The 24,368-nt window shown below is 66.8% G+C and carries 9 protein-coding genes and 1 pseudogene; 5 read left to right on the top strand and 5 right to left on the bottom strand.

Annotation, left to right across the window (positions count from 1 at the left end; genetic code table 11):
- Window positions 1-181: 181 nt before the first annotated feature.
- The gene (locus tag ACE04A_RS18385; RefSeq protein ID WP_485820379.1) at window positions 182-1,594 is read right to left on the bottom strand and encodes a M20 family metallopeptidase; all 1,413 of its coding nucleotides are present in this window, start codon (window positions 1,592-1,594) and stop codon (window positions 182-184) included.
- 151 nt (window positions 1,595-1,745) lie between these two features.
- Here ACE04A_RS18385 and ACE04A_RS18380 point away from each other — a divergent pair, with 151 nt between their 5' ends.
- Complete coding sequence (locus ACE04A_RS18380) at window positions 1,746-2,657, top strand: LysR family transcriptional regulator (protein ID WP_448719004.1); 912 nt, start codon at window positions 1,746-1,748, stop codon at window positions 2,655-2,657.
- Here the strand turns inward: ACE04A_RS18380 and ACE04A_RS18375 are convergent.
- Genes ACE04A_RS18375 through ACE04A_RS18365 form a run of 3 tightly spaced genes read right to left on the bottom strand, consistent with a single transcriptional unit; the run spans window position 2,614 to window position 9,999 of the window.
- The gene (locus ACE04A_RS18375; RefSeq protein ID WP_448719003.1) at window positions 2,614-5,739 is read right to left on the bottom strand and encodes an efflux RND transporter permease subunit; all 3,126 of its coding nucleotides are present in this window, start codon (window positions 5,737-5,739) and stop codon (window positions 2,614-2,616) included. The two genes, ACE04A_RS18380 and ACE04A_RS18375, sit on opposite strands and share 44 nt — an antisense overlap.
- A complete protein-coding gene (locus ACE04A_RS18370) occupies window positions 5,736-8,822 on the bottom strand; it encodes a multidrug efflux RND transporter permease subunit (RefSeq protein WP_485820378.1) in 3,087 nt (1,028 codons plus the stop codon). The genes ACE04A_RS18375 and ACE04A_RS18370 overlap by 4 nt, the downstream gene beginning before the upstream one ends.
- A 7-nt stretch (window positions 8,823-8,829) precedes the next feature.
- A complete protein-coding gene (locus ACE04A_RS18365) occupies window positions 8,830-9,999 on the bottom strand; it encodes an efflux RND transporter periplasmic adaptor subunit (protein ID WP_448719001.1) in 1,170 nt (389 codons plus the stop codon).
- A 149-nt stretch (window positions 10,000-10,148) separates the two neighbouring features.
- Here ACE04A_RS18365 and ACE04A_RS18360 point away from each other — a divergent pair, with 149 nt between their 5' ends.
- Window positions 10,149-11,090: a molecular chaperone DnaJ gene (locus ACE04A_RS18360; RefSeq protein ID WP_448719000.1), complete on the top strand. Its 942-nt coding sequence runs from the start codon at window positions 10,149-10,151 to the stop codon at window positions 11,088-11,090.
- Here the strand turns inward: ACE04A_RS18360 and ACE04A_RS18355 are convergent.
- A complete protein-coding gene (locus tag ACE04A_RS18355; protein WP_448718999.1) occupies window positions 11,087-12,406 on the bottom strand; it encodes an NnrS family protein in 1,320 nt (439 codons plus the stop codon). The two genes, ACE04A_RS18360 and ACE04A_RS18355, sit on opposite strands and share 4 nt — an antisense overlap.
- 257 nt (window positions 12,407-12,663) lie before the next feature.
- On the opposite strand from ACE04A_RS18355, the gene mobB reads away from it, so the two are divergent.
- From mobB to ACE04A_RS18340, 3 genes and pseudogenes are all read left to right on the top strand, one after another.
- A complete protein-coding gene (gene mobB, locus ACE04A_RS18350; protein ID WP_279997303.1) occupies window positions 12,664-13,161 on the top strand; it encodes a molybdopterin-guanine dinucleotide biosynthesis protein B in 498 nt (165 codons plus the stop codon).
- A 543-nt stretch (window positions 13,162-13,704) separates the two neighbouring features.
- Window positions 13,705-13,839: pseudogene (locus ACE04A_RS18345) on the top strand (ESPR domain-containing protein); the annotation flags it as partial.
- A gap of 15 nt (window positions 13,840-13,854) precedes the next feature.
- Window positions 13,855-24,342, top strand: coding sequence for a hypothetical protein (locus ACE04A_RS18340; RefSeq protein ID WP_485820398.1), 10,488 nt, complete (start codon window positions 13,855-13,857; stop codon window positions 24,340-24,342).
- The last annotated feature ends 26 nt before the right edge of the window (window positions 24,343-24,368 follow it).

Raw genomic sequence — 24,368 nt, 5'->3', positions numbered from 1 at the left:
CCACCGCATCGGTCCCCCGCCGGGCGTGAAGGGCACAACGATCTTGATCGCCTGCTCGGGATAGGCGGCGTGGGCCTCGCCCGCATAGGCGGCGACGGCAAGGTTGAACGCCATCACGGCGGCACAAAATCTAGCGGTCATTGCAACGCTCTCGGTCAGTCAGAAAAAAATCGGAATGCGGTCACGCCGCCGTGGCGCCCGCGATCTGGCGCAGGGTTTGGCCTTGATCGCCCAAATCCCAGTACAGGCCCGCCATGATGGCCAGCCCTTCGCGCGCCACGCTGCCCAGCAGATGTTCATTGGGCGCGTGCTGCGCGCAGGCGGGGTAGGAATGCGGCACCCACAGCGTGGGCAGGCCCAGCAGGTCGGCAAAAATTTCATTGGGCAGCGAACCGCCCAGGTTCGGCAGCAGCGCGGGGCGCTTGCCGGTGGTGCGTTCCAGCGACGCGGCGGCCCAGCGCACCCACGCGTTGTCGGGCGATAGACGGGTTGCGCCGCCCTGCATGCCGATGCGCACTTGCACGTCTTCAAAGCCGCCTTGGCGCAGGTGTTCGCGCACATGGGTTTCCAGCGCGCGCCAATCGGTGCCGACTACAAAACGCAGTTGGCACCACGCCACGGCCTCTGGCGGAATCGCGTTCACCGGCTTGGCGGGGTCGCCCGCGCCAAAGGTCAGCACATCCAAGCTGTTCCAGCCAAATACTTTTTCAGGCGCGGACAGGCCGGGCTCGCCCCACCAGTGGTTGATCTCGGGGTCGTCTTCGCCGCCGCCCCCGTCCAGGTCGGCCAAGGCGTCGGCCACGGCGGCGGGGATGGGGGGCGGGCGCAATCCCGGCACGGTGATGCGGCCTTGCGCGTCCACCATCGAGCCGATGGCGTGCATCAGCACGATGGCCGGGTTGGCCAGCAAGCCGCCCCAGTTGCCCGAGTGATAGCCGCGTTCGCGGGCGCGTAACGACAGTTCAAAGTTCACCGCACCGCGCGAGCCCATGAACAGGGTGGGGCGTGCCGCATGCAGGCGCGGGCCGTCGCTGGCGATGAAAACGTCGGCGGCCAGGGCATCGCGCTGCGCCTCGCAGAACGCGGCCAACCCGGGCGAGCCGGCTTCCTCGCCGGTTTCGATCAGCCAGGTGGCGTTGAAGCCCAGCTTGCCGCCGCGCGCCGCGATCACGTGCCGCAGGGCTTCCAGGTTGATGGAATGCTGGCCCTTGTTGTCGGCGGTGCCGCGTCCATACCAGCGGTCGCCGTCCACTTGCAGCCGCCACGGGTCGCGCCCGGCTTCCCATTTGGCGGCATTGCCGCGCACCACATCGCCATGGCCGTACATCAACACGGTCGGCAACCCTGCTTGTTCCACGCGGCGCGCAACCAGAATGGGCAGGTCGACACCGGCGGGGTTGGCATGCACCTCACAGGTGAAGCCCAACTCGGTCAGCGTCGGAATCAGGTCCTGGTTCAGATAGGCGTGCTGGGTGGGCGCCTGGTCCGGCACCTCGCTTTCCGTGGCATAGGCGACGCGGCGCGCCAGCGTGGATTCAAGGGTGCCATTGTCGAAGGCTTCAACGGCTTGGAGGACGGCTTGTTCGCGGTTCACGGCGGCTCTCGAGACGCAAGGTTGCAAAAGAAGGCACAAAGTTATTACGCCTTGGTGCATGCCACAATTAGATAATTGGCACCTTTGAATTGCCTTTTAGGCATGGCATGAAAAACAGCTTGATTGGGATCGACATGAGGGGGAAGGCAGCATGATTTCACTGGGTCTACGGTATTTTCTGGAGGTGGCCCGCTGCGGCTCGATCGCGGGCGCGGCGGCGGCGCAGCATGTGGCGGCCTCCGCCGTCAGCCGCCAGATCGCCAAACTGGAAGACGGGCTGGGCATTGCGCTGTTCGAACGCCAGGCGCGCGGCATGGAACTGAGCGAAGCGGGGCGCCAGCTGGCCGCCTATGCCAACGCGGCGGCCCTGGAGGCCGAGCGCGTCACCACCGAAATCCGCCAGCGCAGCCACGTGGGCGACGTCACGATCCGGCTGGCGTGCACCGAAGGCTTCGCGCATCACTTCCTGCCGCTTTGCATGGCCGAGTTCAAGCGCATGCGGCCCGAGACACGTTTCCATCTGCACGTGGAACGCCCGGAAGAGGTCAGCCGCCACATCCTGGAAGGCCTGGCGCAGATGGCCCTGCGCTACACCACGGCGCAGGACGACCGCCTGAAAACAGAACTGCTGACCCGCGCGCCCGTCTACGCGGTGATGTGCCGCAAGCACCCGCTGGCCGGCCGCCGCAGCGTCAGCATGCGCGACCTGGTGAACTTTCCGCTTTCACTGGGCGACCAGGGCACCACGGTGCGGCAACTGTTCGACGCCGCCTGCGCCAACGCCGGCCTGCACATTGAACCGGCCTACGTGTCGAACCATTCCGCCGCGTTCCTGCCCATGCTGCCGGGCAGCCAGATCGTTGCGCTGTCCGGCTACCTGACGCTGATGGGGCAACTGGGTGTCGAAGGCGAGCTTGCGGCGGTGCCGTTCAGCAATCCGGAAATGCGGCAACGAAGCATCCAGGTCCTGACCTTGCAGGGCAGAACCCTGCCGCTGCTGGCGCGAGAGTTTTTGGCGTTCATGGCTGATCGTTTGACGGCTGCACCGAGGTGGCCGGAGTAGCGCGCCCCACCCCCCCCACCTTCAACCGCAGCCTTTCCAACGCCAAATAAACAATCGGCGTCGTATACAGCGTCAAGAACTGGCTGATCATCAGGCCGCCCACGATGGCGATGCCCAGGGGGCGGCGCAGTTCCGAGCCTTCGCCCATGCCCAGCACCAGGGGCAACGCGCCCAGCAGGCCGGCCAGGTTGGTCATGACGATGGGGCGCAGGCGCAGCATGGCGGCGCGGTGGATGGCTTGTTCGGGGGTCAGACCTTCGCGGCGTTCCAGGCTGAGGGCGAAGTCGATCATCAGGATGGCGTTCTTCATCACGATGCCCACCAGCAGGAACAGGCCCAGCAGCGCGATCAGCGTGAATTCGATGTTGGCGAGGCGCAAGGCCAGCAGCGCGCCCACACCGGCAGACGGCAGGGTCGACAGGATGGTCAGCGGGTGCAGGGGGCTTTCGTACAGAATGCCCAGCACCAGGTAGATGGCGATCAGCACGGCCAGGATCAGCCAGGGCTGGTCTTGCAGGCTTTGCTGGAAGTTGCGGGCGTCGCCGCCCAGGCGCGTCTGGATGGTGGACGGCACCATCAGGCTGGCCAGCGTGGCGTCGATGGCGGCCAGGCCCTGTTCCAGCGACACGCCGGGCGCCAGTGAAAAGCCTACGCCCACGGCGGCGAACAGGCCGTCGTGAAAGACGCGGTCGTTGACCAGGCCGTTTTCATAAGTGGCGAAGGCGGTCAGCGGAATGCGCGTGCCGTCGGCCGCCACCACCTGCACCTGTTCCAACACCTCGGGGTCTTCGGTGTAACGCGGGTCCAGCTCCAGCACCACGCGGTACTGGTTCATGGCGTCGTACATCGTCGCCACCTGCCGTTGGCTGAACGAATTGCTCAAGACGCTGCTGATCGTGTTCATGTCCACGCCCAGCCGTTGCGCGGCGCTGCGGTCGATGTTGATGACGACTTGCTGCGTGGCGCCGTCGCCTTCGGCATCCACGTCGCGCAGTTCCGGGATCTCCTGCATGGCCTTGGAGATCTTGCGTGACCATTGCCGCAGCGTGGGCACGTCGCTGGCCATGATGGCCAATTCGTGGTCGCCGGAATTGCCGAAGCCGCCGGGCATGCGCAAGTCTTGATCGACGTTCAGGAAGAACATGCCGCCAGGTACGGCGGGGGCGTTGGTGCGCAGCCAGTTGATGACCTCGGTGGACGATTTCCCCCGTTCGGCAACGGGTTTGAGCCGAATCAAAAACAGCGAATTGCTGATGCCCAGGTTGCCGCCGTTGTAGCCGATGACGTCTTGCACGGCGGGGTGCTTCAACACCAGTTGGCGGTACTGGTCGATCTTGGGCTGCATCACCTGGAACGAAAAGCCGTCATCGCCCCGCACGAAGCCCATCAGTTGGCCGGTGTCTTGCACAGGCAGAAAGCCCTTGGGCGCGTCGATGTACAGATACACGTTCAGGCCGACCACGGCGGCCAGCAGCACCAAAGTCAGGCGCGCATGGCCCAGCACGCGGGCGAGCGACCTGCCGTACCAATCATGCACGCGCGCAAAGGCGGTCTGCATGCGGGAAGGGCGCGGTGGGGCGGCGTTGGGGGCGGTGGGGTCGGGATGGGCGGCTGGCTTCAACCAGCGCGCGCACAAGGCCGGGATGATGGCCGCCGACACCACCAGCGATATCACCGTGGCCGCGACCAGCGTGATAGAGAACTCGCGGAACAGGCGCTCCACCAGCCCGCCCATGAACAGGATGGAAACGAAGACCACGCTCAGCGCCACCGTCATCGCCACCAGCGTGAAGCCCACTTCGCGCACGCCGCGCAGCGCGGCCTTGGTGGGCGACAGGCCGCGTTCGATGTGGCGTGAAATGTTCTCCAGAACCACGATGGCGTCATCCACCACCAGCCCGGCGGCCACGATCAGCGCCATCAGCGACAGGTTGTTCAGCGAAAACCCCCAGGCGTGCATGACGGCGAAGGTGGCGATCAGGCACACCGGAATCGCCACGCTGGGGATGGCCGCCGCGCGCGCGTTGCCCAGGAACAGCCAGACCACCAGAATGACCAGCCCGGTCGCCAGCCCCAGCGTGATGTGGGCTTCGCGCAGGGTGGCGTTGATGCCGGGCGAGCGGTCCAGCGCCACGGTCAGGTCCACGTCGGCGGGCATCAGCGCGCGCAGGCCGGGCAGGGCGTCGTTGATGGCGCCGATGGTTTCAATGATGTTTGCGCCGGTCTGGCGGCTGATGGTCAGCACCACGGCAGGGTTCTGGTTATGAAAACCGCTGCTGTAGCGGTTTTCGACGGAATCGCTGACGCGCGCCACTTGCGACAGGCGGATCACCGCGCCGTCTTCATGGCGCACGATCAGGCTGCCGTATTCCGGGGCGGTGCGCGGCTGTTCGGGCGTGCCCACTTCCCAGCGCTGGCCGGCTGAATCCAATTGGCCCAGCGGGCGCATGGGCGCGGCATCGGCGATGGCGTTGCGCACATCGTCCAGCGCCACGCCGTAGTGCGCCAGGGCGTTGGGGTTGACCTGCACGCGCACGGCGGGCAGCGAACTGCCGCCCATCGTGACTTCGCCCACGCCATTGATCTGCGACAGCTTTTGCGCCAGCACTGTCGACCCCAAGTCATAAAGCTGGCCGGCGGGGCGCGTGGCCGAACTGAGCGCCAGCGCCATGATGGGTGCTTGTGACGGGTTGACCTTGCGGTAGCTGGGGTTCTGCGGCATGCCCGCGGGCAGATCGCCGCGTGACGCATTGATGGCGGCTTGAACGTCGCGGGCGGCTTCGTTGATGTCGCGGTCCAGTTCAAACTGCAACTGCACGCGGGTGGCGCCCTGGTTGCTGGACGAGGTCATGGCGCTGACGCCGGCGATGCTGCCCAAGGCGCGCTCAAGCGGCGCGGCCACGGTGCTGGCCATGCTTTCCGGGCTGGCGCCGGGAAGCTCGGCGCGCACCTCAATCGTGGGGAAATCCACCTGCGGCAAGGGGGCAACGGGCAGCAGGCGCCACGCCACCGCGCCCAACAAGGTCAGCGCCAAGGCCAGGAAGATGCAGGCGATGGGGCGATGCAGCAGCGCGCGGATCATGGCTGCGGCCCGTCAGCCTTTGCCGGCGTGTTCGCCACGTTGCCGCGCCGCTGGCCCAGCCGGTGAAAGAACAGATAAACGGCGGGCGTGGTGAACAGCGTCAGCACCTGGCTGACCAGCAGCCCGCCCACCATGACCCAGCCCAGCGGCTGACGCAGTTCGGCGCCCGAGCCGGTTGCCAGCATCAGCGGCAGCGCGCCGAACAGCGCGGCCAGCGTGGTCATCAAGATAGGCCGCAGGCGCAGCAGCGCGGCTTCGCGGATGGCGTCTAGCGGCGCCAGGCCGCGCGAGCGCTCGGCTTCCAGCGCAAAGTCCACCATCATGATGCCGTTCTTTTTCACCAGCCCGATCAGCAGGATGATGCCGATGACGGCAATCAGGTCTAGCGGCCGTCCCGTGATCAGCAGCGCCAGCAGCGCGCCGACGGTAGCCGACGGCAGCGTCGACAGAATGGTGACGGGATGGATGGCGCTTTCATACAGCATGCCCAGCACCAGATACATCGTGACCACCGCCGCCAGCATCAGCCACAGCGTGTTGGACAGCGAGGCCTGGAATGCCGACGCCGCGCCTTGCAGGCGCAGTTCCACGCTGGGCGGCATGGCGATGTCGGCTTTGGCGGCGTCGATGGCGGCAATGGCCTCGCCCAGCGAGCCGCCGGGCGGCAGGTTGAACGACAGGTTCACCGCCGGAAACTGCGACAGATGGTTGATGGCCAACGGCACGGCGCGTTCGCTGACGGTGGCCAGGGCCGACAGCGGAATCGCCTGCCCGTCTTCGGTTTGCAGGTGGATACGTTCCAGCGCGTCGGGGCTGAGCGCCAGCTTGCGGTCCACTTCCAGCACCACGCGGTACTGGTTCGACTGCGTGAACAGCGTGGCCACCTGGCGCTGGCCAAAGGCGTTGTATAGCGCCTGCACCACATCGTCCATCGTCACGCCCAGGCGCGCCGCCGTGTCGCGCGACACTTGCAGATAGGCTTGGCGGCCATTGCCTTGCAGGTCGGACGAGACCTCGGCCAACGCGGGGGATCGGGCCAGCCGCTGCATCAGCGCCTGGCTCCATTGCGCCAGTAACGCGCTGTCGGGCGAGGTCAGGGTGAATTGATATTGGCCACGGCTGACGCGGTCTTCGATGTTCAGTTCCTGCACCGGCTGCAAGAACAGCGAGATGCCGTGGACCTGGCGCGCGCGTTCGTCCAGCCGCGCCATCACGTCCGCCAGCGGCGCGCTGCGCTCGCTCCAGGGCTTCAGGTTGATCAGCAAACGGCCCGTGTTCAGCGTGGTGTTCATGGCGTCGATGCCGATGAAGGACGACAGGCTTTGCACGTCCGGGTCGGCCAGCAGGCTTTCCGCCACGGCTTGCTGGCGCCGCGACATGGCCTCGAACGAGGTGCTTTGCGCGGACTGCGTCACGCCTTGCAGCACGCCGCCGTCCTGCACCGGAAAGAAGCCCTTGGGCACGGCCAGGTACAGCAGCCCGGTCAACACCACGGTAGCCACCATGACCAGCAGCGTCAGGCGCTGGTGGCGCAGCGTCACGTCCAGCCAGCCCGCGTAGCGCGCCTGGACGCGGTCCAGGAAGCCGGGTTTGTCGGATGCCACATGCGCGGGCAACATGCGCGCGCACATCATCGGCGTAAGCGTCAGCGACACCGCCAGCGATATCAGGATGGCCACCGCCAGTGTGATGGCGAATTCGCGGAACAAGCGGCCCACTACGTCTTCCATGAACAGCAGCGGGATCAGCACGGCAATCAAGGACAAGGTCAGCGACACAAGCGTGAAGCCGATCTGCCCGGCGCCTTTCAGCGCGGCGGCCATCGGGCTGTGCCCCTGTTCGCGATACCGCGCAATGTTCTCCAGCATGACGATGGCGTCGTCCACCACGAAGCCCGCGCCGATGGTCAGTGCCATCAAGGTCAGGTTGTTGGTGGAAAAGCCCGCCAGGTGCATGAAGCCGAAGGTGCCGATCAAGGACAGCGGCACGGCCAGGCTGGGAATCAGCGTGGCGGGCAGGTTGCGCAGGAACAGAAAGGTGACCAGCACCACCAGGCCCACGGCAAACACCAGTTCCCATTGCACGCCACGCACCGACGCGCGAATGCTCTCGGTGCGGTCGGTCAGGATGCGGACCTGCGCGGCGGCCGGCAGGCTGGCGGTCAGCTGGGGCAGCAAGGCCTTTACCTGGTCCGCCACGGCGATCACGTTGGCGCCCGGCTGGCGCTGGATGTTGACCAGCACGGCGGGCTGCTTGTCGACCCAAGCGGCCAGGTAGCGGTCTTCGGCGCCGTCTTCAATGGTGGCGACCTGGCCCAGCCGCACCGGCGCGCCGTTCTTCCAGGCCACGATCAGTTCGCGGTATTCGTCGGCGCTTCGCAGTTGGTCGTTCGCGTCCATGATGACCGAGCGCACCGGCCCGTCGAAGCTGCCCTTGGGCTGGTTCGAGTTCGCCTTGGCGATGGCGTCCTGCACGTCGGACAATTGCAGCCCGCGCGCGGCCAGCGCCATCGGGTTGACCTGCACGCGCACGGCGGGCCGTTGGCCGCCGGCCAGACTCACCATGCCCACGCCGGACAACTGCGACAGGCGCTGCGTCATGCGGGTGTCGACCAGGTCGTACACCGTGGGCAGCGGCAACGAATCAGAGGTCACCGCCAGCGTCAGGATGGGCACGTCGGCCGGGTTGACCTTGCGGTACACGGGCGGGGTGGGCAAGTCGGACGGCAGCAGCGAGCCGCTGGCGCTGATGGCCGCCTGCACTTCCTGCTCGGCCACGCCCAGCGAGACATCCAACGAAAACTGCAAGGTGATCACCGAGATGCCGCTGCCGCTGGTGGACGACATCTGCTTCAAGCCCGGTATCTGCCCAAAGCGGCGCTCCAGCGGCGCCGTGACCGCGCGCGCCGTCACGGTGGGACTGGCCCCGGGATACTGCGTGGTGACCTGAATGATGGGGTAGTCCACCTGCGGCAGCGCGGCCACGGGCAGCATGCGCCACGCCAGGATGCCCGACAGCAGCAGGGCGATCATCAGGAAGGACGTCGCCACCGGACGCAGAATGAAGGGGCGTGACAGGCTCATGCGCGGTTCAAGTCAGGGGTTCTACGATCTGGACGTTGCGGCCGTCATGCAGGCGGTCCACGCCTTCGACGACAACGCGCTCGGCCGGGGCCAGGCCCGCTTCCACGACGATCTGGCCGGCATTGGCCGGACCCAGTTGCAGCACGCGGCGGGTGGCGCGGGCGTCGTCGCCGATGACAAAGACAAACGCGCCTTCCGACCCGTACTGCACGGCGGCCGACGGAATGGTGACGACGTTGTCCTGCTGCACCACGGCCAGGCGGATGTTCACGAACTGATTGGGAAACAGGGATTCATCGGCATTGTCGAAGCGGGCGCGCAAGCGCACGGTGCCGCTGCCGGTCTGGATGCGGTTGTCCAGCGCTTCCAGCGTGCCTTCGGCCAGGATGCGGCGGTCGTCGGCGTCCCAGGCTTGCACGCGCAGCTCGGCGGTCTTGGCCTGCGCCTGGCGCAGTACGTCCAGCCGCGTTTCCGAAATGCTGAAGAGGGCGGATATGGGCGTGGTCTGCACCAGCGTGGTCAAGCCATTGGCGTCATCGGCGCGCACATGGTTGCCGGCGTCCACCCGGCGCAAACCGATGCGGCCATCCTGCGGAGCAACGATGCGGGTCAAGCCAAGCAGCCGCTTGGCGTCGGCGACCCGCGCGCGGTTCAGTTCGCGTTGCGCGGTGTAGGCGCGCACCTGGGCTTCGGCGGTGTCCAGTTGCTGCCCCGCCACCGATTCCTGGCGCGCCAGCTTGCGGTAGCGCTGCAGGTCGGCCTGGGCGTTGTCCAGCAGCGCCTGGGTGCGGGCCAGCTCGCCTTCGGCCGACGCCAGCGCGGTCTGATACGGGCGGGCGTCAATCTCGGCCAGCAGTTGGCCACGCGCCACGGCCTGGCCTTCGGTGTAATGCACGCGCATCAGTTCGCCGTCGACCTGGCTGCGCAGCACCACCTGGGACAGCGGCGTGATGGTGCCCAAGGCATGCAGGTCGCGTTGCAATGGGCCGATGCGCGCGGCCGCCACGGCGACGGCAACGGGAATCTGCCCGTACTGAGGCGGCGGTGGAGTGCTGGGGCCCTTGGCGCCCGCCAGCCAATAACCGATGCCGACCAGCACGGCCAGCAACAGGGCGGCGGCGGTCAGGATCAATCGTTTGCGTGAGGGGGCAGGGCCCGCAATGGGGGGCAGAGACATCGGGGCTGCCAATCTGGGGTGTTGCGGACAGCGGTGATTCTATATTAATAATAATGATTAGCGTTATTGACTTCGAATTTCAAGAGGGGTTTGCGCGAATGGTTTAGAGTGGCGGCTACTTTCATCAGCCGGTTTGCAAGGAGCAGGTCATGGGCGAGCATTCTCTAGAAACCCCGCGTCAGTTATTCGAGCGTCTACAAGCCCGGCTTGAGACGGAACAGGCCCGCTTGCAGCAGTGGCACGCGGTGGAAGACGAGTACCGGCGCAAGTACACCGAAGGCCTTGCGCCGCTTGAAAAAAAGCTGCACGAACTGCGCATGAAGCTGGTGCTGTGCTTTGACCACGCGCACAAGAACATGGGCTTGTCCAAGGCCGAACGCGAGTTCGTGTCGGAACTGATCACCGAGTTTTCGGCGGAACTGCTGCTGCTGGACGCCAAGGGCGAGCTGCCGGCCGGTTGCGATGCCGAGCGCCTGAAGACCCTATATAAGAAGCACAACGGCGCCGACTACGACGAGGCCGCCGCTGATGAAACCGAAGATGCCAAGGCCGAACTGATCGAGGCGCTGGAACTGGACCCGGACACCGATCTGTCCACGTTCACGCCCACCCAGCTGCTGCGCATCATCCAAGACCAATTCGAGGACGACGAGGCCGAAGAACTGCTGGCCCTGGCCCGCGCCGCGCTGCGCAACACGACTCCGAACGCGGCGGCGTGGCAGGCGATGCAGGACGAAGAACAGGCGCGTCGCCAGCAAGGCACGCCGGACCTGGCGCCGGTGGGCGAGGTGGCCGATGACGGCCTGCCCGCCGCGAACGCCACGCTGCAAGCCCAACTGGACGAAGTGCTGCACCAGGCCAGCTATGCGGAAGAGGGTTTCAAGCTGCGCTACGACCTGGACCCCTTCGCGTCGTTCGACCCGGAGACGGTGCTGGAAGAGTTGGATGCTGACATCGAAGACATCCAGGAATACATCGGCGAGCTCGAGCACGAGGTCATGCAGTTTGCCGACGAGGCATCGCTCAAGTCCTGGCTCAAGGCGATGCGCCGCGAAGTCGCGGCGATTGAGCGCCGGGAAGGTCGAGACTAAGACCGGGTCCGCGCCACCGCTTCCACGCGGATGACCGGCGCTGCCGTCTTGGCGGCGTCGGCGCGCGGGCGAATCATCAGCGGAAAGAAGCGCCACAGGTACAAGCCCAGCGCCAGCACCCAGGCGAGCGTGGCGGCATGCAGCAAGCCGGTGGAGGCGGCGGTCGGCAACAAGGCGGCCAGCCGCAGCAGCGCCGCCAGAATCATCAGGACAAAACTGGCGACCATGGCGCGGTCGGTTTGCAAAGGCCGCCCCAGGTGGCCCAGCGCCGTGCGCGTCACCATGCCCAGGATCAGCACCGAAAAACCGGCTACCCCGATGACGTGGGCGGGCCAGGCGGGCCGGATCACGATCCCCATCCAGGGGCTGTCTACCGGATTAACCAAAGGAATGGCTAAGGGATTGGTCAAGGGCATGGCTAAAGGACTAGCCAAATACGCCGCACCCACCAGCAGGCCGACGCCCAAGCCGAAATACCCCGCATACAGCACCCACAGCAGCGGCACGCGCCGCACGGCCCAAGGTTTCCACGACAGCCATTGCACCAGCGCGATCAGCCCGGTTGCGGCTAGCGCCGCCGCGGCCAGATTCGGCAGGCCGGCCAGCAGGCAGGTAATCGCGGCCAGGCCGCTTGCCAGTTGCCATTGGCCGCTGCGTGTGTGCGCGGGAATGTTCAGGCCAGCCACGGCGCGTTGGGCAAAAAACGGCAGCACGCGGCGGGCGATCAAGAGCGTCAGCACTGCCATGCACAGCAGGCCCGCATTGAAGTAACGCATCAGCGCCATGTAGTCGCCTTGAACGGCGGCCCACAGATACAGCGCGTTGGTAGCGGCCAACCCCAGCAGCAAAACAGGCACGCCCGCATTGCGCCGGTTGCTGCTCAGCCAGACGACGCGCGCCAAGGCGGCGGCGCCCCACACGAAAAAGCCCGTGTCCGCCAGGCCGGCGATCAAGAACGCAGGCTGGCCCGGCACCAGATACGCCACGCGCGCCACCAGCCAAAGCAGGCACAGCATGGCCAAGGCGTTGCCACGCAGCGGATTCTTGCCGGTCCAGTTGGCGCCGGCAGTCAGCAGAAAGCCCACCGAGATGGTGGCCACAAAGCCCCACAGCATTTCGTGCGCATGCCAGAACACGCCGCCCAACACGCCGGTGATGCGCGCGGGGGCGTGCACCCACAGCCATACGGACGCCAGCGCCCAGAAGCAGCCCGCCAGGTACAGCGGCCTGAATCCCATTTCAGTGAAGGCGCGCCATTGCGGACGAGGGCGGCGCGGGGCCGGGGCGGACGGGGCGATGTTTGGCAGTGGAGGCATGGCGGCGTTGAACGCTCTATGATGACTTTAAGATGTATTGAAAATGCATATTAAACCTGACCCGGGCGGACGACCAAGCTCCACGGTTGATCCAGCGCAAACGCAAGGCAGTCCTGTCCTGGATGCCCCCGGGGCCGCCTCCCGAAAGCGGGCAGATGGCCAGAACGCCGAGTCTTTGCTGGCATACTCGCCGCGGGCGGACGCGCGTTTGCCCGATACGCTTTTGTCCCGGAAAGTCCCTTGTTATCGGAGCATGCATGAGCCCAGTTTTTGGTATCGCCGGCCGGTCCGGCAGCGGCAAGACGACCCTGATCGAGGCGATGCTGCCCCTGCTCGCGGCGCGTGGCCTGCGCGTCAATGTCATCAAGCACAGCCACCACGATTTTCAGATGGAGCCGCCGGGCAAGGACAGCGCGCGCTTCCGGCTGGCGGGCGCGCAGGAAGTGATGGTGGCCTCGCCGTTCCGCTACGCCATCGTGCACGAACTGCGCGACACACCCGAGCCGACGCTGGAAGAACAAGTGGCGCGGTTGTCGCCTGCTGATCTGGTGCTGGTGGAAGGCTTCAAGCATGCGGCGATTGCGCGCATCGAGGTGTACCGCCCGGCGCTGGGCAAGCCGCCGCTGCATGCGGAAGACACCGGCTTTCTGGCGGTGGTGACTGATGCGCCGTTGGACACCGCCTTGCCTTGTCTGCCCTTGAATGATCCCGCGCGCGTGGCTGACTTTTTGTGTGACGCGCTTGGGGTGGGCTGAAAGCGCGCCGCCCAGAATGCAGGTCTGATATTTCGATAACGAATGACAATAGCGTCATTAAATAATGACGCCGCTGAAATATCAGACTTAAGACGAAAACCAATACTAGTACGACAATAAAAACTCGGTTTTTGCATTTTCAGATAAATAAGATTTCAAGCGCTTCGCTTGCCGAATCCTTTTCGGTATCGCGTTGCGGCGTGCTGGAATAAGCGTGCTTTTCGCTCCGCCTTGTGGCGCTACAGCGATGCACCACAACACTCTCTCGATTATCTCCAGGCCCTTGCGCATCCGCGTGCAGGGGCTCTTTTTTCCATGGGCGCTCTGTGCGCTTCACTGCAATTCAGTTCAGTCATCTGATTAATCAGACGACATTCATACTGGGTTTCACGGGATTGCGACAAAACACATTTCGGAATAATCGCATTCACTAGGATTCCTGACACAAATGTCTGAATTTGATGGGAAAAAGTCCTCTGATTCTTACTAAATAGAATCAGCGTCGCATGACTGGTTGCGGGTTGAAAAATTCGTCAATGGAGAGTGGCCGTGAATAAAATCTATAACCTCGTGTGGAGCCGGATTACCGGTGCGTGGGTAGCTGTGTCTGAATTGACGAAAACTCGCGGGAAATCCAATCGAGGGGCGCGGCAAGCCGCGTTGCGCAGGGCCGGGGGAATCGCGGCGCCATTGATGTTGGCCGCGGCGTTGGGGGGCACGGCCTGGGCGGGCACCGCCATCCAGGGAATCATCGTCAACCCCATCACCACCGGCGGTTTGACGCCGGCCTCGGTCGATGCAAATTCCATTGCAATTGGCGGCGGATTCGGCGCTACGGCAACGAACGTCAGCGTGGCGATTGGCGACGCGTCGGTTGCCACCGGTACCAACTCGGTCGCCGTGGGCCGCCTGGCCATCGTGACCGGCAACAACGCGACGGGCGTGGGTTCGTCGACAACGGCCAGCGGCATTGGCGCCACGGCCTTCGGCTCGGGCGCCTCGGCAAGCGCCAACAACACGCTGGCGGTGGGCGCATCGGCGTCCGCTTCGAACACCAGCGCCACGGCGGTGGGCCAGGGCGCTTCCGCGTCAGGCAACAGTTCGTCGGCGTTCGGCACGGGCGCGTCGGCACTGGGGGCCAGTTCCGTGGCCCTGGGACAGAACTCAACGTCGGCCGGCAACAGCTCTATTGCATTGGGCCAATTGTCCAGCACGTCCGCCGGTAACGCGGTGTCTATCGGCGTGTCGTCAACAGCGACGGCGACGGGCGCGGTGGCGGTGGGATCCTCCGCCGAAGCGCGTGGAATTTCGGCGTTTGCCGGGGGTATCAATGCGCAGGCCCTGAACCAGAATTCATTGGCAATAGGTTCCAGCGCCGTTGCCGGCGCTTTGGTGGGGGCGCCTATCAACGACACGGCCTTGGGCAATAACGCGCTGGCCAGCGGCGGCAGTTCGTTGGCCGCGGGCAATGGCGCGCGTGCTACCGCGGCGGGCGCCGTGGGGCTGGGCGGCAACTCAACCAGCGGCGCGTCGGCGGCGGCCATCAACGCCGTGGCGATAGGCGGGCAGTCGTCGGTGACGGCGGCGGCAACATCGGGCATCGCCATCGGGCGCGATGCGCGCGCCATCGGCGCGTTCGGCGTCGCGGTGGGCGACGGGGCCCGATCCAACGCCACCGGCCAGAACGTGGCGATTGGTTCGTCGGGTACCGCTGCCAACGCCGCCACGGCAACGGGCGGCGCGGTGGCCATTGGACGGCAACAGACCGCCACGGGGGATGGCGCGGTGGCCATCGGCGACCCCAACATCGCCACCGGCACCGGCGCGGTTGCCGTGGGCGCCGACAACACGGCGACGGCAGCAGGCGCCGTGGCCATCGGCAATACCAACTCGGCGGTAACGCCCGGGGCGGTGGCCTTGGGCTCGGGCTCGCAGTCCAGCGGCGGCAACGGGGCGTTTGGGGCCGGCTTTTCGTCGAATGCGGCCGGCCGTGGCGCCGTCTCCATCGGCAACACCAACCCGGCGACAGGGCAAGGCGCGGTCGCCATCGGTGACCTGAACACGGCGTCCGGGCTGGCGTCCATCGCCATCGGCTCGGGCTCATTGGCCACCTCGGGCAGCACCATCGCGTTGGGCTATCAGGCCGCCGCCACGGCGGGGCAGGCAGTGGCCATCGGCTATCAAAGCGTCACCGGCGGCACCAACAGCGTCACGGTTGGCTATCAAAGTGCGGCCGCCGGCTCGAACTCGGTGGCGATGGGGGCCAACGCCATCGCGTCGGGCACCTCATCGGTTGCGATCGGCCGGGGGGCCATTGCCCAGGGGCTTGAAGACACCTTCATCGGCGGCGGCGCCGGCATGGGCACCCTCGCAAGCCGGGGCCAGAACACGGCAATCGGCGCCTACGCCGGGACGCTGGCCACGGGCGAAGGCACCACCGCCATTGGCCAGGACGCGGGCCAGAACGTGTCGGGTGACGATAACCTGGCGGCAGGGCGCGGGGCGGGCAGCAACGTCACGGTGGATCGCACCGTGGCCTTGGGCTATCTGGCCAATACCAACATCGCGAACTCGGTGGCGCTGGGTAGCAACTCATCCACCACGGCGGCGCTTTCCACCAGCACGGCCGGCATGACGTCCTACGGCAGCGCGACCATCAGCGGCAATACCTACAACTTCGGGGGCGGCCAGGGCACGCCCACCGGTGTCGTCAGTGTGGGCGACGCGGGTTCGGCCCGCCGCATCCAGCGCGTGGCTACTGGCTTGCTCAGTTCGAACAGCACGGACGCCGTCAACGGCTCGCAGCTTTTCGCGGTGGCGCAGCAAGTGGCGGCCATTTCGCCTACCCCGACGAACTACTTCAACGCCAACTCCACCGTCACGGGGGTAGGCAGCAACACGCGGGCCAACTCGGGGGCAACGGGCACGGACGCCATCGCCATTGGCGGCAGCGCCGCCGCGGCGGGCCTGAATGCCACGGCAATCGGCAGGACGGCAACGGCATCGGGCGGGGGCTCCATTGCCCTGGGCGACGCGGCGCAGACATCCGCGATCAACGCCATTGCGTTGGGTGCTGGAGCCACCTCGGGCGTGCCGGGCGCGGTAGCCCTGGGCGCGGGTTCAGCAGGCGCAACCAACGTGGTGACCAGCGGCGTGGTGTCACCCAGCTCGGCGGGCCCCCTCGCGGGGGTTGCTTTCAACAACACGGCCAACATGGCGATTGGCGCGATATCAGTCGGTACGCCCAGCGCCAAGCGCCAGATCAAGAACGTGGCCGACGGCTCGGATTCCAATGACGCCGTGACAGTGCGGCAGATGACGGCGGTGGCCAGCGCCGCGAACTCCGGCATGAACAACCTGGGCACCAGCGTCGCCACCAACCTGGGCGGCGGCGCGACCTACACCGCCGCCTCGGGCACCATCGGCACCCCCACCTACAGCGTGCAGGGCACGTCCTTCACCAACGTGGGCACGGCGCTGGGTGGTTTGGATTCGGCGGTGACCGACCTGGTGACCGGCAAGATCGGCCCGTTTGTTTCGGACAACAGCGTGACGACGGTGCAGGCGGTGTCGTCGGGCGCCAGCGCCGCGGCGGGCGGTTTTGGGTCGTCGGCCACGGGCGCGGCGTCCACGGTGCTGGGCAACCAGTCCACCGACAACGCGGTGGCCAACTCCACCATTGTGGGACAAGGCGCGTCGGTGGTCGCGGGGCTTACGGGGTCCAACGTGGTGCTGGGCCAGGGCTCCAGCGCGGCGCTGGGCGCTCAGACAGGCTACACCGCGTTCGGCCTGGCGGCGTTGCAGAACTCCAGCGGTGAGGTGTCGGTGGGATCGGGGGCCACCCGCCGCCAGATCACCAACGTGGCGGCGGGCAGCGCGCTGACAGATGCTGTCAACGTGGGGCAACTGAGCGGCGCGGCGTCCAACCTGGGTTCCAGCATTGCCACCGGCCTGGGAGGCGGCGCGACCTACAACGCTGCATCAGGTGCGATCAGCACGCCGTCATATACCGTGCAAGGCATGGCGTACGACGATGTCGGCGCGGCGCTGGAAAGCGCGGATGAGGCCATCAGCAATCTGGTGGCGGGCGAGTCGGGTCCGTTCGTCTCGGACAACAGCGTTACCGCGACGCAGGCCGTGGCATCCGGCACGAATGCCAGCGCGGGCGGCTTTGGCGCGTCGGCCACGGGCGCCGCCTCGACCGTCGTGGGCAACCAGGCCAGGGACAACGCGGTCGCCAACTCGACTGTCGTGGGGCAGGGCGCGTCCATCGCCACGGGGCTCTCGGGAGCCAACGTTGCCCTGGGCCAAGGCTCCGAGGCGGCCACGGGGTCGCAGACGGGCTACACGGCGTTTGGCTTGACCATGCCGCAGAACTCGGGCGGCGAAGTGTCGGTGGGTTCGGCCTCCGTCCGCCGCAAGATCACGAACGTGGCGGCCGGCCTTGCGCCGACCGACGCCGTGAACGTGGGGCAGTTGAGCGGGGCGGCGTCCAACCTGGGTACCACCATGGCGGCCCGCCTGGGCGGCGGGGCCGTTTACGACGGCGCGGCAGGAACGGTCAGCGCGCCCAGCTACACCATTCAAGGCATGGCGTACACCGATGTGGGCGCGGCATTTGGCGGCGCGGACACCGCTATCAGCGGCCTGTTGGCGGGTGATGCCGGGCCCTTTGTATCGGATCACAGCGTCACCATGGCGCAAGCGGTGGCCTCTGGCGCGAACGCCAGCGCAGGTGGCTTTGGCGCCATCGCCACGGGTCCGGGTTCCACGGTGTACGGCAATCAGGCCAATGACAATGGCGTGGCCGGCTCGGCAATATTGGGCCAGGGCGCGTTTGTCGACGCCGGCGTGACGGGTTCGAACGTGGTCCTGGGGCAGGATTCGTCGGCCGTGGTGGGCGCGCAGGGCGGCTACACCGCCTTCGGCTTGTCGGCGTCGCAGACCTCCGTCGGCGAAGTATCCGTGGGCACCGCTGCCGGTCGGCGCCAGATCACCAACGTGGCGGCCGGCAGCGCGCCGACCGATGCCGTCAACGTGGCGCAACTGACGGGTGTTTCTACCGCCGCAACGTCAGGCCTGGGTACCTTGGGTTCCAGCTTGGCGTCCAGCCTGGGAGGGGGATCCACGTACGATCCCATCGGCCAGACGGTGACTGCGCCAAGCTACGGTGTGCAAGGGGCGACGTATTCAAACGTCGGTGGCGCGATCAGTGGACTGGACTCGGCGGTAAACAGCATCAGCAGTGGCGCTGTTGGTCCGTTCGTATCGGATAACAGCGTGACGGCAGCGCAAGCGGTTGCCTCCGGCGCCAATGCGTCGGCAGGCGGCTTCGGTGCGTCGGCCACGGGTGCGGCGTCGACCGTGGTCGGTAATCAGGCAACGGATAACGGGGTTGCGGATTCGACGGTGCTTGGACAAGGCGCAACGATCACGGCGGGCCTGACGGGTGCTAACGTCGCGTTGGGTCAAGGCGCGGTGGCGGCAGTCGGTGCTGAAACCGGCTACTCGGCAATTGGCCTGTCGGCCGCGCAAAATTCCAGCGGCGAAGTGTCGTTGGGATCGGCGGGTGCAGAACGCAAGATCACGAATCTTGCGGCAGGCAGCGCGGCGACTGATGCGGTCAACGTGGGCCAACTGACTGGGGTCGCCACCGCGGCGACGACGGGCCTGAGCACCTTGGGTTCAAGCGTGGCGACCAATCTGGGCGGCGGATCGGCTTTTGATCCGGCGACTGGTACGGTCACTGCGCCAGCCTACGGTGTGCAAGGGGCGACGTATTCAAACGTCGGCGGTGCGATCAGCGGATTGGACTCGGCGGTCAGCAGCATCAGCAGCGGCGACACTGGTCCGTTCGTGTCCGATAACGGTGTGACGGCGGCGCAGGCGATCGCGTCCGGCGGGAATGCGTCGGCGGGCGGCTTCGGCGCGTCGGCGACGGGTGCGGCGTCGACGGTGGTCGGTAATCAGGCAACGGATAACGGCGTTGCGGACTCGACGGTGCTTGGCCAAGGCGCGACGATCACGGCGGGCCTGACCGGTTCGAACGTGGCGTTGGGTCAAGGTTCGGTGGCGGCAGTCGGCGCTGAAACTGGCTACACGGCCATCGGCCTGTCGGCCCCGCAAAATTCCAGCGGCGAAGTGTCGCTGGGATCGGCCGGTAGCGAACGCAAGATCACGAATCTTGCGGCAGGCAGCGCGGCGACCGATGCGGTCAACGTCGGCCAACTGACCGGCGTAGCCACTGCGGCAACAACCGGGCTGAGCACGCTGGGTTCCAGCGTGGCGACCAATCTGGGCGGCGGGTCGGCGTTCGATCCGGCGAACGGCACGGTGACTGCGCCGGCTTACGGAGTACAGGGAACCACCCACTCGAACCTGGGCAGCGCGATCGGCGGGCTGGACACGGCGGTGACGAGTATCAGCAGCGGCAAGTCCGGCCCGTTCGTATCGGACAACAGCGTGACGGCGGCCCAAGCTATTGCCTCTGGCGCCGATGCGTCGGCAGGCGGGTTTGGTGCGTCGGCGACGGGGGCGGCGTCGACCGTCGTCGGTAACCAGGCGACGGATAACGGCGTTGCCAACTCAACGGTGCTTGGCCAAGGCGCAACCATCACGGCGGGCCTCACCGGTTCCAACGTGGCGCTGGGGCAAGGCTCGGTTGCTGTCGTCGGTGCTGAAACCGGTTACTCCGCATTCGGCCTGTCGGCGGCGCAAACTTCCAGCGGCGAAGTGTCGCTGGGATCGGCGGGCGCCGAACGCAAGATCACGAATCTTGCCGCCGGCAGCGCCGCAAGCGATGCGGTCAACGTGAGCCAACTGACGGGTGTTGCCAATGCCGCAACAACCGGCCTGAGCACCTTGGGTTCCAGCGTGGCGTCCAACCTTGGCGGCGGATCGGCGTTCGATCCGGCGACGGGCACGGTCACTGCGCCAGCCTACGGTGTGCAAGGGGCGACGTATTCAAACGTCGGCGGTGCGATCAGCGGATTGGACTCGGCGGTCAGCAGCATCAGCAGCGGCGACATCGGTCCGTTCGTGTCCGATAACGGCGTGACGGCCGCGCAGGCGGTTGCATCCGGCGCCAATGCGTCGGCGGGCGGCTTCGGCGCATCGGCCGCGGGGGCGGCGTCGACGGTCATTGGTAATCAAGCGACTGACAACGGTGTCGCTAACTCCACGGCGCTGGGCCAAGGCGCAACCATCACTGCGGGCCTCACCGGTTCCAACGTGGCGTTGGGTCAAGGCTCGGTCGCGGCAGTTGGTTCGGAAACCGGTTACTCCGCATTCGGTCTGTCGACTGCCCAAAATTCCAGCGGCGAAGTGTCGCTGGGATCGGCAGGCGCCGAACGCAAGATCACGAATCTTGCCGCCGGCAGCGCCGCAAGCGATGCGGTCAACGTGGGCCAACTGGCGGGTGTTGCCAATGCCGCAACAACCGGGCTGAGCACGTTGGGTTCCAGCGTGGCGTCCAATCTGGGCGGCGGATCGGCGTTCGATCCGGCGACGGGCACGGTTACTGCGCCGACTTACGGTGTGCAAGGCACGACCCATTCGAATCTGGGCAGCGCGATCGGCGGCCTGGATACGGCGGTGACCGGCCTTAGCACCGGTAAGACCGGCCCGTCCGTATCGGACAACAGCGTGACGACGGTGCAGGCCGTCGCCTCTGGCGCGGATGCGTCGGCGGGCGGCTTCGGTGCGTCGGCGACGGGTGCGGCGTCGACTGTCATTGGTAACCAGGCAAGCGACAACGGCGTTGCCAATTCCACGGCGCTTGGCCAAGGCGCAACGATCACGGCCGGCCTGAGCGGTTCGAATGTGGCGCTGGGCCAAGGTTCAGTCGCGGCAGTTGGCGCTGAATCCGGCTACTCCGCCATCGGCCTGCCGGCTGCGCAAAGTTCCAGCGGTGAAGTGTCGTTGGGATCGGCGGGTGCCGAACGCAAGATCACGAATCTTGCCGCCGGCAGCGCCGCAACCGATGCGGTCAACGTTGGGCAACTGACCGGCGTTGCCAACGCCGCGACAACGGGCCTGAGCACCTTGGGTATCAGCGTGGCGTCCAACCTTGGCGGCGGAGCGGCTTTCGATCCGGCAACTGGCACGCTTACGGCACCAAGCTACGGTGTCCAAGGCGCCACCTACTCGAACCTGGGTAGCGCCATCGGTGGCCTGGACTCAGCGGTCAGCTCGATTGCCAGCGGCAAGGGCGGACCGTTCGTCTCGGACAACAGCATCACCACCGCGCAGGCGGTGGCGTCGGGCGCGGACAGCGCGGCCGGCGGTTTCGGGGCCTCGGCAACGGGCACGGCATCGACCGCTGTCGGCAATCAAGCCACGGATAACGGCGTTGCCAACTCCACGGTGCTGGGTCAGGGCGCGACGATCACGGCGGGCCTGACCGGCTCGAGCGTGGCGTTGGGCCAGGGTTCCACCGCGACGCTGGGCGCGCAAAGCAACTACGCGGCCTTCGGCCTGTCCGCCGCGCAAAGCTCCGCGGGTGAAGTGTCGCTGGGCGCAGCGGGGGCCGAGCGCAAGATCACCAACGTGGCGGCCGGCAGCGGCGCGACCGATGCCGTGAACGTGGCGCAGTTGCAGGGCTCGGCCGCGTTGCTGGGCGCCAGCGTGGCTGCCGGCCTGGGCGGAGGCTCGGCGTACGACCCGACCACGGGCCTGGTGTCCGGGCCCACCTATACCGTGAACGGCAACACGTACACCAGCCTCGGTACGGCGATTGTCGGGCTGGATACGGTGGTGTCCCACATCAGCAGCGGCAAATCGGGGCCATTCGTGGCGGACACCACGGTGACGTCCGCGCAGCCCCTGGCGGCGGGTGCGAATAGCGCGGCGGGTGGTTTCGGCGCGTCGGCCAGCGGCGCGGGGTCTGTGGTGTTGGGCAATCAAGCCACGGATAACGGCGTGGCGAATTCCACGGCCTTGGGCCAGGGAGCCAGAATCACGGCGGGGCTGACCGGCGCCAACGTGGCCTTGGGCCAGGGTTCGGTGGCGTCGGTGGGCGCGCAGACAGCTTATGTCGCCTTCGGCTTGCCGGGCACGGTGGATTCGGCCGGCGAAGTGTCGGTGGGGTCTGCCGGCGGCTTGCGCAAGCTGACCAACCTGGCGCCGGGCAGCGACATGACGGACGCCGTCAACGTCCGCCAGTTGCAGCAGGTGAGCACGCGCTTGGGCGAAGTCGGTACGGACGCGCTGATGTGGGACCCCACGGCCAATGGCGGTGTCGGTGCGTACACGGCCGCGCACGGAAGCATCGGCGGACCCAGCATCATCACCAGCGTTGCGCCGGGCGTGCTCAGCGCAACCAGCTGGGACGCCGTGAACGGCGCGCAGTTGTTTGCCACCAACGAAGCGATGGCGCAGTTGGCCAGCGCGGTGAACGGCTACACCGGCACGTTGGATCCGGCTGTCAATGGCCAGGGTTCTCGTTATGAGCGGACCAACGACACCGGGATGACGCCCGGCAATGCGCATGCCAGGGGGCAGGGCGCGACCGCCATCGGCTACAACGCGCAGGCCGACGGCGCGGGCAGCCTGGCCTTGGGCGCCGACACGCAAGTCACCGTGGATGGCGGCGTCGCCATTGGCCAGGGCTCGGTCTCTGATCGCGCCACCGTGGTTCGCACCGGCAAGCGCGCCGTGGCGCCGGGGGCGTTCTCGGTAGGCGCGCCAGGCATGGAACGCCAGATCATCAACGTGGCCGACGGCACGCAGGCGCAGGACGCGGTGACGGTACGGCAGTTGCAAGGCGCCATCGCGTCGGTGGCGGTGACGGGCACCCAGTACTTCCACGCGAACAGTTCCCGCGTGGATTCACTGGCAGTGGGCGCGGACGCGATCGCGGTCGGCCCGGAAACCGTGGTGAACGGTGACACGGGTATCGGCATGGGGCTGGCCGCGCAAGTGGACAGCACCGCCATCAATGGCATCGCCATCGGGTCATCCGCGCGCTCGGCGCTGGATTCGGCCATTGCCTTGGGCTCGTCGTCGCTGGCCGGCGGCTCGCAATCGATGGCATTGGGGGCCTCGGCGAGCGCCGCGGGTGATCGCAGTGTGGCGATGGGCGCAAGCGCCAGCGCGGCCGCGGCCAGTTCGGTGGCGCTGGGCTCGGGAGCGCAAGCCTTGCAAGCGGGCGACGTGGCGCTGGGCGCGGGGGCTATCGCCGACATGGGCGCGGCGCCGGCCTACACCGGCAAGTACTCGGGGGCGTCCAATAGCGTCGCCGGCACGGTGTCAGTGGGAACGGCTGGCGCCGAACGCACCGTCAGCAATGTGGGGGATGCGAAGAACGCCACCGACGCCGTGAACCTGCGGCAACTGGATGGCGCGGTCACGCAGGCCAACCGCTATACGGACCAGCAGATCGCCACGATCAATAGCGGCCTGACTCAGGGCGGCAGCGGAATGTTCCAGGTGAGCCAGACCAGCCCGACGACCGCGCCCACGGCCCCCGGCGCGAACGCTACGGCGGGCGGCGCGGGCGCAGTGGCCTCGGCCAGCGACAGTACGGCGCTGGGTAACGCGGCGGAATCTCGCGGCGACAACTCGGTGGCCTTGGGCGCGGGCAGTTCGGATGGCGGGCGCGCGAACGTCGTGTCCGTCGGCGCGGCCGGCAAGGAACGGCAAGTGACCAACGTGGCGGCCGGCACGGCGCAGACGGACGCGGTCAACGTGCAGCAGTTGAACGCGGCCAAACAGGGCTCGGTGCAGTACGCCACCAAACCCGGCACCGACACGGTGGACTACAGCCGGGTCACGCTGGGCAACGGCGGCGCGCCGGTCACGCTGAGCAATGTGGCGGCCGGGGTCGAGAACACCGACGCCGTCAACGTGCAGCAGCTCAACGCGGGCATGGGCGGCGCGGTGCAGCAGTCCAACGCCTACACCGACGGCAAGTTCCAGAACCTGCGCAACGACATGGATCGCTATCGGCGTGATGCGTCCGGCGGTACGGCCACGGCGCTGGCGGTGGCGGGCCTGGCGCAAGCGTATCTGCCGGGCCGTGGCATGTTCTCGATCGCGGGCAGCACGTACGACGGCCAGCAAGGCTTCGCGATGGGCTTGTCGACGGTGTCGGGCAATGGCAAGTGGGTCTACAAGATGTCCGGTTCCACCAACACGCGCGGCACCTTCGGCGCGGTGATCGGGGCAGGCTACCAGTGGTAAGGGCTTGCCGGGGGGGGGCTTGGTGC

This window comes from Achromobacter colocynthidis, from assembly GCF_057334535.1.
Note: the sequence above shows the minus strand (reverse complement) of the source record. Positions and strands in the feature narration are given on the sequence as shown.